This is a genomic window from Specibacter cremeus (assembly GCF_003946885.1).
GTDB lineage: Bacteria > Actinomycetota > Actinomycetes > Actinomycetales > Micrococcaceae > Specibacter > Specibacter cremeus.
Genome location: NZ_RWKQ01000011.1, coordinates 89,882 through 99,380, shown reverse-complemented (window position 1 = coordinate 99,380; position 9,499 = coordinate 89,882). Strand labels below are relative to the sequence as shown.

Genomic DNA, 9,499 nt, shown 5'->3' with positions numbered 1-9,499 from the left:
CCCGACTCGCCACCGGCCAACCCTGGATCCCCACCACCACCTGACCAGTTACGTCCATCCATACCCTGAAAAGCCATTCGTCATCTTCAGGTTCCGTACCGCGAATTCTTCGAATTTGCATGTCAATCCCGCGCATGCTTTCGCTCGCGAAACGAACGGCTCGCTCAAGAGTCTGAGCGGCAGTCGGCTTACGCGCGTCGTGGAAAGCCTCATGCGCCCCCGGCTGAAGTCCCCAATCGAGGCGAAATCCTCCGGCCGCGGCTCCGCTTCAGGAAGATCCGAGCTCATGATCTGATTCTATGGGGTTGCCCCGTCAGCCGAAGGTTCATCGGTACAGATTCGCTGCGACGTGGGGTGTCACGCACGAGGATCCCTCAGCGTATGGCCATTCGATCGGGCGCGTGTCCAGATGCACCAAACCAAGGGAGATAATTGACCTCATGGGTTCTGACGCTCTGGACACGGAGTACGAGAATGGCGTCGCGGACGTTCTCGCTTTCCTCGCTCATGACGCAGCGACAGTTGACCGAAACGTCCGCGTGCTCGGCGCGAGAAGCGGCAAGTACCGCCAGATCGACGTAAGGGTGACCGGCCGCGTTTTCGGTGCTGGCGCCGCAACGATGGTGGTCGACTGCAAACGCTACAAGAAGCCCATCGATGTCAACACCGTCGGGACATTTGTTGGCCTCGTTGAGGATGTGGGCGCAGACATTGGGCTCCTCGTCACGACAACTGGAGCTAGCGATGCGGCGCGTGAGTACGCGAGCAACGTTCGCGGCATCCGCCTCGATATCCTCTCGCTTGCGGCCCTCGCCGCCTGGAGCCCCAAGGGCACAGTTCACTTTGACTATGCAGTCCCTGACTCCCTTTACTCGGAGGCTACACGATCCGCTCGTCGCGTCGGCTTCCGAGTCAGGCCCGTCGCAGTCGACAAGTGGCGAAACCTCGACGGACACCTCGCGATGAGTGCATTCCGGCACTTCGGAGTCGCGAACCCATCGGGAGAGGTCCAATCAGAAGCACGAGAACGACTGCTCGCCGCGCTTCACAAAGTGGGAGCGACAGATCCCATCGCGATGACAAACGGTGTCGTCATCGGTGGAGGAACGCCCGCCCACCAATGGCTTGAAGTAAGCCTCTCAGGCCACGGAACCGGACTCAAAGTCCTTGTCGCCTCGGAGCAGGATATATGGATCCAGCTTGAAAGCCTCGCCAATGGCCATAGCATCCCGCTCCAAATGCTTGACGTCGTTCGGCCAGACATCTGGCCAATTCCCTTGATGTTCCCATCCTGGGGATAGAACGATGCACCCTATCGGTGCGGCCTGACGCAACACCATCCGGATCCACTCGGCTGGTCCCACTCAAGCTGAACTGCCCGCAAGCCGGTCCACCAACGGGACAAGCACCCTTGAAGAACGTCGGATGGCGATCGTTTAGTTTCCGCGGCCAGCCGATTCCCGTATGACCAGCCTGCGGCACGCCGCCGGAAGTGGGCTCCGCGTAGCCTGCCCGGTGATTGAGCATCGAAATCAGGCCCGGGTCTCGACAGGCCCGGGGTCTCGACAGGCTCGGGGTCTCGACAGGCTCGACCACCGGCGGTCGAGGGCCGTGTGTGCACCGAAGACAAAAGCGCCGCCCCCACGAGGGGAGCGGCGCCTTCACACTGATTTCGACAAGCTCAATCCGCGGAAAACAAGCTCAATCTGATTTCGACAAGCTCAATCCGCGGAAAACAAGCTCAATCCATGGAAAGCTAGATCTTGCGGGACAGGATGGCCTGCTTGACCTCGGCGATCGCCTGCGTGACCTGGATGCCGCGCGGGCAGGCCTCGGAGCAGTTGAACGTGGTGCGGCAGCGCCACACGCCCTCCTTGTCGTTGAGGATCTCCAGGCGCAGGTCGCCGGCGTCGTCACGGGAATCGAAGATGAAGCGGTGCGCGTTCACGATCGCGGCCGGGCCGAAGTACTGCCCGTCCGTCCAGAACACGGGGCAGGACGACGTGCACGCGGCACACAGGATGCACTTGGTGGTGTCGTCGAAGCGCTCACGCTCCTCGGCCGACTGCAGGCGCTCCTTGGCCGGCTCATGGCCCGTGTTGATCAGGAACGGCATGATCTCCCGGTAGGACTGGAAGAACGGCTCCATGTCCACGATCAGGTCCTTCTCGACCGGCAGGCCCTTGATCGGCTCGACGGTGATCGGCTTGGACGTGTCCAGGTCCTTCAGCAACGTCTTGCAGGCCAGCCGGTTGCGGCCGTTGATGCGCATGGCGTCGGACCCGCACACGCCGTGCGCGCAGGAACGCCGGAACGACAGCGAACCGTCCTGCTCCCACTTGACCTTGTGCAGGGCGTCCAGCACGCGGTCCGTGCCATACATGGTCATGGCGAAGTCTTCCCACGTCGACTCGGCGGACGTCTCCGGGTCGAAGCGACGCACCCGCAGCGTGATGTCGAACGACGGGATCTCCCCGCCGCCGCCACCCAGGTGGGCGGGCAGGTCGATCTTGGATGCCGGCTCCGGGGCGGTCTCGGCGGTTTCAATGGGGCTCATCAGTACTTCCTCACCATCGGCTCGTAGCGGGTGAACACCACGGGCTTCGTTTCCAGCCGGATGCCCGCCACATGCTCCGCGGAGCGTTCGGCGGTCACGGCCGCATCCTTGTACGCCATCGAATGCAACATGAAGTTGGCGTCGTCACGGTCCGGGAAGTCCTCGCGGAAGTGGCCGCCGCGGGACTCCTTGCGGTGCAGTGCGGCAACGGTCATGACACGGGCCAGTTCCAGCAGGAAGCCCAGCTCCACGGCCTCGAGCAGGTCCAGGTTGAACCGCTTGCCCTTGTCCTGGACGGTGATCCGCGAGTAGCGCTCCTCGAAGGCGTCCAGGTCGGCGAGCACCCTCTCGATGGTGTCCGCCGTGCGGAACACCTGCATGTTGGCGTCCATGGTGTCCTGCAGTTCCTTGCGGATCGCGGCGACCTTCTCGCCGCCGTCGGAGTTGCGGACGTGCTCAAGCAGCGCAACGGTGTCCGCCTCGGGGTTCTCCGGCAGGTCCACGAACTCGGCCGTCTGGGAGTATTCCGCGGCGGCAATGCCGGCACGCTTGCCGAACACGTTGATGTCCAGCAGCGAGTTGGTGCCGAGCCGGTTGGAGCCGTGCACGGACACGCAGGCCACCTCGCCGGCCGCGTACAGGCCGGGCACGATCGTGTCGTTGTCCTGCAGCACCTCGCCCAGGATGTTCGTCGGCACGCCGCCCATCACGTAGTGCGCGGTGGGGAACACCGGCACCGGTTCCGTGTACGGTTCCACGCCCAGGTAGGTGCGGGCGAATTCGGTGATGTCCGGCAGCTTGGCGTCGATGTGCGCCGGCTCCAGGTGCGTCAGGTCCAGCAGCACGTAGTCCTTGTTCGGGCCGCAGCCGCGGCCCTCGCGCACCTCGTTGGCCATGGAACGGGCCACGATGTCGCGCGGGGCCAGGTCCTTGATGGTCGGGGCGTAGCGCTCCATGAAACGCTCGCCCTCGGAGTTGCGCAGGATGGCGCCCTCGCCGCGGGCGGCCTCGGAGAGCAGGATGCCCAGGCCGGCCAGGCCGGTCGGGTGGAACTGGATGAACTCCATGTCCTCCAGCGGGATGCCGCGGCGGAACGCGATGCCCATGCCGTCACCGGTCAGGGTGTGCGCGTTCGAGGTGGTCTTGAACACCTTTCCGGCGCCGCCGGTGGCGAAGACCACGCTCTTGGCCTGGAACACGTGCAGTTCGCCGGTGGCCAGGTCGTAGGAGACGACGCCGGCCACGCGCTTTTGCTTGTACGCCGTGCCGTCCGGGCGGACCGCGTCCTCTTCGACGGTGAGCAGGTCGAGCGCGTAGTACTCGTTGTAGAACTCCACGTTGTGCTTGACGCAGTTTTGATACAACGTCTGCAGGATCATGTGGCCGGTGCGGTCGGCGGCGTAGCAGGCGCGGCGGACCGGGGCCTTGCCGTGGTCGCGGGTGTGGCCGCCGAAACGGCGCTGGTCGATGCGGCCCTCGGGCGTGCGGTTGAACGGCAGGCCCATCTTCTCCAGGTCCAGCACCGCGTCGATGGCCTCCTTGGCCATGACCTCGGCGGCGTCCTGGTCGACCAGGTAGTCGCCGCCCTTCACGGTGTCAAACGTGTGCCATTCCCAGTTGTCCTCCTCCACGTTGGCCAGTGCGGCGCACATGCCGCCCTGGGCCGCACCGGTGTGCGAGCGCGTGGGGTAGAGCTTGGTCAGGACGGCTGTCCGGGCCCGTTGGCCCGATTCGATGGCGGCACGCATGCCTGCGCCGCCGGCCCCGACGATGACGACGTCGTATTTGTGGACCTGCATACTGGATGCTCTCTCTCTAGAACTGCGCTTGAAAACTACGGGACCGGGCAGAAGGACGGCAGGTCCGTCACGGCGCCGGCGGGGCACGGGTCGAACGTGAAGATGACCAGGGTGCCCAGGACGATGATCACGGCGGCGGCGATGTACAGCACCGTCTTGAGCGTCATGCGCGTGCCGTTGCGTTCGGCGTAGTCGTTGATGATGGTGCGCACGCCGTTGGTGCCGTGCAGCATGGCCAGCCACAGCATGAGCAGGTCCCAGACCTGCCAGAACGGGGAGGACCACTTGCCGGCCACGAAGCCGAAGTCGATGGCGTGGATGCCCTGGCCGAGCATCAGGTTCACGAACAGGTGGCCGAAGATCAGCACCACGAGGACGACGCCGGACAGGCGCATGAACAGCCAGGCCATCATCTCGAAGCTGGCGCGCCCGGTCTTGTGCCGCTTGTACTGGGGGGTGTGTGCGGAGCGCGGGGCGGCGATGGTGTCGTTGCTCATGTCAGTGGCCCCCAAAGACGATGGAGAGGTGGCGGATCAGGAACGGGACCATGACCACGACCCACAGGATCAGGACCGACCAGAGCATGTGGCGCTGGTACTTGGGTCCCTTCTTCCAGAAGTCGATGAGGATGATCCGCAGGCCGTTGAAGGCGTGGAAGACGATGGCGGCGACGAGGGCGGCCTCGCCGAGGCCCATGATGGGGTTCTTGTACGCCCCGATGACTGCGGTGTACGCCTCGGGGGACACCCGCACCAGGGAGGTGTCCAGGACGTGCACCAACAGGAATACGAAAATCACAACACCGGTGATGCGGTGTCCCACCCAGGACCACATGCCTTCACGGCCACGGTACAAGGTGCCAGCTGGTTTTGTCGGCACTGATTAAAACCTTCCTGCAACACCGCGACGCTAGCGTGGATCCACGCGGCGGTCACGCACACGGCGAGAGACTCAAAGCTCAGCCCAAACATAGGCTTCGCTGACAGCTTATTCAAATTGCGCGCCCTTCGCCCTATGCGACAGATCACAGGCCGGGCGCCGCCGTCGTCCATCCCCGGTGCGGCATCGCGTGCCACCGGGAAATGACGACGGCGGTGCGCGGCCTCCGCCCGGAGGGTGATCTTGCGCTCCAATCACCGGTTCGGGGCGCCGCCCATGGGCGGCGCCGGGGGTTCGTCACCTAGAGTGGCCTTGATGACTACGAACACTTCGGCCGCATCCGCGCCCGCCGGCACCGATCCGTTGGACAGGTTCCAGGCGGTGATCCCGGCCGGCGGCGTCGGCACCCGGCTGTGGCCGCTTTCGCGCGCCGCGGCCCCCAAGTTCCTGCACGATTTGACCGGCAGCGGCAGCACCCTCCTCCGGTCCACGTATGACAGGCTCGAACCACTGTGCGGCTCGCACCTGCTCGTCGTCACGGGTGAGGCGCACCGCGACGCGGTGTGCAAGCAGCTGCCCGAACTGCGGGACGAGAACCTGGTGCTCGAGAACTCGCCGAAGGATTCCGGGGCGGCCATCGGCCTGGCCGCCGCCATCTTGTACCTGCGCGACCCGGCCACGATCATGGGGTCGTTCGCCGCCGACCAGGTGATCAACCCGGTCGACGCGTTCCAGGACGCCGTGCGCGAGGCCATCCACACGGCCGCGACCGGCAAGATCGTCACGATCGGCATCAAGCCCACGCACGCCTCCACCGGGTTCGGGTACATCCGGACGGGTGAGGCGCTGGCCGTCCCCGGCGCGCCGAGCGCCCGCCGGGTCGTGAAGTTCGTGGAGAAGCCCAGCGAGGAAATCGCCGAACAGTACCTGGCCAGCGGTGAATACCAGTGGAACGCCGGCATGTTCGTCGCGCCGGTCGAGCTCATGCTCAAGCATCTGTCGGCCAACGAGCCGGACCTGTACGCCGGGCTGATGGAGATCGCGCGGGCCTGGGACACGCCCCAGCGCGGCATCGTCAAGGACCGGGTGTGGCCGACCCTGCCGAAGATCGCCATCGACTATGCCGTGGCCGAGCCGGCCGCCGACGCCGGCGACGTGGCCGTCATCCCGGGCACGTTCGGCTGGGACGACGTCGGCGACTTCGCCGCGATCGGCCGGCTCAACGCCGCCAGCGAGGTCGACGACGTCACGGTCCTGGGCGAGGGCGCGCGCGTGTTCGCCGAGGAGAGCACCGGGGTCGTCGTCACCGACACGAAGCGCGTCATCGCGCTGATCGGCATCGAGGACGTCGTCGTCGTCGACACCCCCGACGCGCTGCTGGTCACCACCCGCGCGCATTCGCAACTGGTCAAGCGGGCCGTGGACCGGCTCAAGGCCAACGGCGACACCGATGTGCTGTGACCGCCGGGCCGTGAACGTGGTTCTATGACGTAACAGCCCTCCGGATGCCGCGGCGACGGGGCCCAGTGGTTAGAGTTTTCCTGTGCGCAATTACTCACTGGAGACAGAACACGCCGAATCGGTCGGGCCCTGGTTGGAACCGCTGCTCGATGAGGTGCTCGAGTTCCGCCGGGACCTGCATGCCCATCCGGAACTGTCTTTCCAGGAACACCGCACCACCGGGAAGATCTTCGACCGGCTCGTGATGGCCGGGCTGTCCCCGCGCCGGCTCGAGGGCACCGGCGTGATTGTCGACGTCGGCTCGGGCCCGATCGGCACGGCGCTGCGCGGGGACATCGACGCACTGCCCATCATCGAGGAGACCGGCCTGCCGTACGCGTCGCGCAATCACGGCGTGACGCACGGCTGCGGCCACGACTTCCACACCGCCACCATGCTCGGCATCGCCCTCATGCTCGCCGAGATGGACCGGGCGCAGCCGCTGGGCGGCACCATCCGCATCATCTTCCAGCCCGCCGAGGAGACCATGCCCGGCGGCGCGCTGGCCTGCATCGACCAGGGCGCGCTCGACGGCGTGCCGCGCATCATGGCGCTGCACTGCGACCCACGCGTGGAGGTCGGCAAGATCGGCACGCGCATCGGGGCCATCACGAGCGCCTCGGACACCATCCGGATCGAGCTCTCGGGCCGTGGCGGGCACACGTCCCGGCCGCACCTGACCGAGGACCTGGTGTTCGCGTTGGCGCAGATCGCCGTCAACGTCCCCGCCGTGCTGTCCCGGCGCATCGACGTGCGCAGCGGTGTCTCGGTCGTCTGGGGCCAGATCAGCGCCGGCGCCGCGCCCAACGCCATCCCGGGCAGCGGCGTCATGAGCGGCACCATGCGGTGCCTGGACCGCGAGGCATGGCATGAGGCCGGCGAACTGCTGGACAGGGTCGTCAAGGAGGTCGCGGCGCCGTACGGCGTCGAGGTCAGCCTCGAGCACACCCGTGGCGTGCCGCCGGTGGTCAACTCCGAGCATGAGACGGCGCTCATCGAGGCCGCCGCACGGGCCGAGCTGGGCCCCGAGTCGGTGGTGCTGGCGCCGCAATCCATGGGCGGGGAGGATTTCGCCTGGTTCCTGCAGGGCATTCCCGGCGCGCTGATGCGGTTGGGCACGCACGTGCCCGGCGGCGAGGAGTACGACCTGCACCGCGGCGACTACATCGTTGACGAGCGCGCCCTGGCCAACGGCATCTGTGTGCTCGGCGCGGCCGCGCTGCGCACGCTGCCCGCCAGGTCGTAGCGGTACCCGGGCGTTGCAACGGTGGTCGAGCTTGTCGAGACCTCGTCCCGATTTCGACGGGCTCAATCACCGACTCCGGTGGTCGAGCCTGTCGAGGCCCGGTGATTTCGACGGGCTCAATCACCGACTGCGGTGGTCGAGCCCGTCGAGACCGCGAACCCGGGCCAAACATAACGGTTCCCCAACGATGCGCCTCAAGTGCCGCCGTCGGGCCTATGCGCGCCCGGGGCCGGCCGCTACTGTGTTGTTATCATCACGTCCGGCGGAGTGGTGCGAGCGCTGACGTCAAGCGCCTAACGTCTTGGCCGGACCGTCCCGCAGCTCCCGGCACGGGCCGAGACCACACTATGGAGGAACCTTGAAGAACTTGCTGCGAGGCACGCTCAAACGCGGTGCGACGCTTGGAACGGTCACCCTGGGGGCAACGGCGCTCCTGCTGGCCGGTTGCGGCCAGGCCCCCGGCACGTCCGGCGGGGGAGCAAGCACGAACCCGGCCGCCGCGAAGTACCTGGGCTGCATCGTCTCCGACTCCGGCGGCTTCGACGACCAGTCGTTCAACCAGTCCTCCTACGAGGGCCTGAAGAAGACCGTCGCGGACCTGGGCATCAAGATGAAGGAGGCGCAGTCCACCACGAAGGCCGACTTCGAGCCGAACCTGAACCAGATGGCCAACGCCGGCTGCAACCTGACGTTCACGGTCGGCTTCCTGCTGGCGGATGCCACGAAGAAGGTCGCGGCCCAAAACAAGGACCTGCACTACGCCATCATCGACGACAACTCGATCAAGCTGCCCAACGTCAAGCCGGTGGTCTACGACACGGCCCAGGCCGCGTTCCTGGCCGGTTACGCGGCCGCGTCCGTGTCCAAGACCGGCAAGGTGGGCACGTTCGGCGGCATCAACATCCCCACGGTGTCCATCTTCATGGACGGCTTCGCCGAGGGCGTGAAGTACTTCAACGACAAGCAGGGCAAGAACGTCCAGGTGCTCGGCTGGGATGTGGCCAAGCAGCAGGGCCTGTTCGCCAACACGTTCGACATCATCCAGGAGGGCACCAAGGCCACCAACAACCTGATCGGTGACGGCGCGGACGTCATCATGCCGGTGGCCGGTCCGCTCGGCAAGGGCGCCGGCGATGCGATCCTGGCCGCCAACAAGGGCGGCAAGGACGTCAAGCTGGTGTGGGTCGACTCCGACGGCGTCTTGACCGCCCCGGCCTACAAGTCCATCCTGCTGACCTCGGTCATCAAGACCATGGGCGAGGCCGTGGAAACCATCACGAAGGACGACCTGGAGGGCAAGTTCGACCCCGCCCCGTACATCGGCACGCTGGAGAACGGCGGCGTGGCCATCGCCCCGTTCCACGACCTCGAATCGGCCGTCAGCGCCGACACGAAGAGCCAGCTGGCGCAGCTCAAGAAGGACATCATCTCCGGCGCCGTCAAGGTGGAGTCGAAGTCCAGCCCGAAGTAGCACGCGCGGGCGCCGATGCGCCGTGCCGGCATCGCCGGCCCGGCGCA

8 protein-coding genes are annotated in these 9,499 nt (G+C 66.2%); 4 read left to right on the top strand and 4 right to left on the bottom strand.

The window, feature by feature from the left end:
• The first annotated feature begins 440 nt into the window (after positions 1-440).
• Positions 441-1,301, top strand: coding sequence for a restriction endonuclease (locus EJC77_RS06135; RefSeq protein ID WP_205786922.1), 861 nt, complete (start codon positions 441-443; stop codon positions 1,299-1,301).
• A gap of 455 nt (positions 1,302-1,756) precedes the next feature.
• Here the strand turns inward: EJC77_RS06135 and EJC77_RS06130 are convergent, their stop codons facing one another.
• From EJC77_RS06130 to sdhC, 4 genes are read right to left on the bottom strand one after another with little or no spacing between them, the layout of a single operon-like run.
• On the bottom strand, positions 1,757-2,557 hold the full coding sequence (locus EJC77_RS06130; protein ID WP_125610686.1) for a succinate dehydrogenase iron-sulfur subunit: 801 nt from the start codon (positions 2,555-2,557) through the stop codon (positions 1,757-1,759).
• Positions 2,557-4,356, bottom strand: coding sequence for a succinate dehydrogenase flavoprotein subunit (gene sdhA, locus EJC77_RS06125; protein WP_125610685.1), 1,800 nt, complete (start codon positions 4,354-4,356; stop codon positions 2,557-2,559). Before sdhA ends, EJC77_RS06130 begins: the two co-directional genes overlap by 1 nt.
• Before the next feature lie 35 nt (positions 4,357-4,391).
• The gene (locus EJC77_RS06120; protein ID WP_125610684.1) at positions 4,392-4,853 is read right to left on the bottom strand and encodes a succinate dehydrogenase hydrophobic membrane anchor subunit; all 462 of its coding nucleotides are present in this window, start codon (positions 4,851-4,853) and stop codon (positions 4,392-4,394) included.
• Position 4,854: 1 nt separating this feature from the next.
• Positions 4,855-5,235: a succinate dehydrogenase, cytochrome b556 subunit gene (gene sdhC, locus EJC77_RS06115; protein ID WP_125610683.1), complete on the bottom strand. Its 381-nt coding sequence runs from the start codon at positions 5,233-5,235 to the stop codon at positions 4,855-4,857.
• A gap of 315 nt (positions 5,236-5,550) precedes the next feature.
• Here sdhC and EJC77_RS06110 point away from each other — a divergent pair, with 315 nt between their 5' ends.
• From EJC77_RS06110 to EJC77_RS06100, 3 genes are all read left to right on the top strand, one after another.
• Positions 5,551-6,696, top strand: a complete 1,146-nt coding sequence (locus EJC77_RS06110; protein ID WP_125610682.1) for a mannose-1-phosphate guanylyltransferase — start codon at positions 5,551-5,553, stop codon at positions 6,694-6,696.
• Between the two features lie 82 nt (positions 6,697-6,778).
• Positions 6,779-7,981 (top strand): amidohydrolase, encoded by a 1,203-nt coding sequence (locus EJC77_RS06105; protein ID WP_125610681.1) that lies wholly within the window; start codon positions 6,779-6,781, stop codon positions 7,979-7,981.
• 358 nt (positions 7,982-8,339) lie between these two features.
• Positions 8,340-9,452: a BMP family lipoprotein gene (locus tag EJC77_RS06100; protein WP_125610680.1), complete on the top strand. Its 1,113-nt coding sequence runs from the start codon at positions 8,340-8,342 to the stop codon at positions 9,450-9,452.
• The last annotated feature ends 47 nt before the right edge of the window (positions 9,453-9,499 follow it).

Bases quoted from the DNA above. Each gene is read 5' to 3' on its own strand.
- EJC77_RS06120 (WP_125610684.1), bottom strand. From the start codon at position 4,853: ATGAGCAACGACACCATCGCCGCCCCGCGCTCCGCACACACCCCCCAG.
- EJC77_RS06130 (WP_125610686.1), bottom strand. From the start codon at position 2,557: ATGAGCCCCATTGAAACCGCCGAGACCGCCCCGGAGCCGGCATCCAAG.
- EJC77_RS06110 (WP_125610682.1), top strand. From the start codon at position 5,551: ATGACTACGAACACTTCGGCCGCATCCGCGCCCGCCGGCACCGATCCG.
- EJC77_RS06135 (WP_205786922.1), top strand. From the start codon at position 441: ATGGGTTCTGACGCTCTGGACACGGAGTACGAGAATGGCGTCGCGGAC.
- sdhA (WP_125610685.1), bottom strand. From the start codon at position 4,356: ATGCAGGTCCACAAATACGACGTCGTCATCGTCGGGGCCGGCGGCGCA.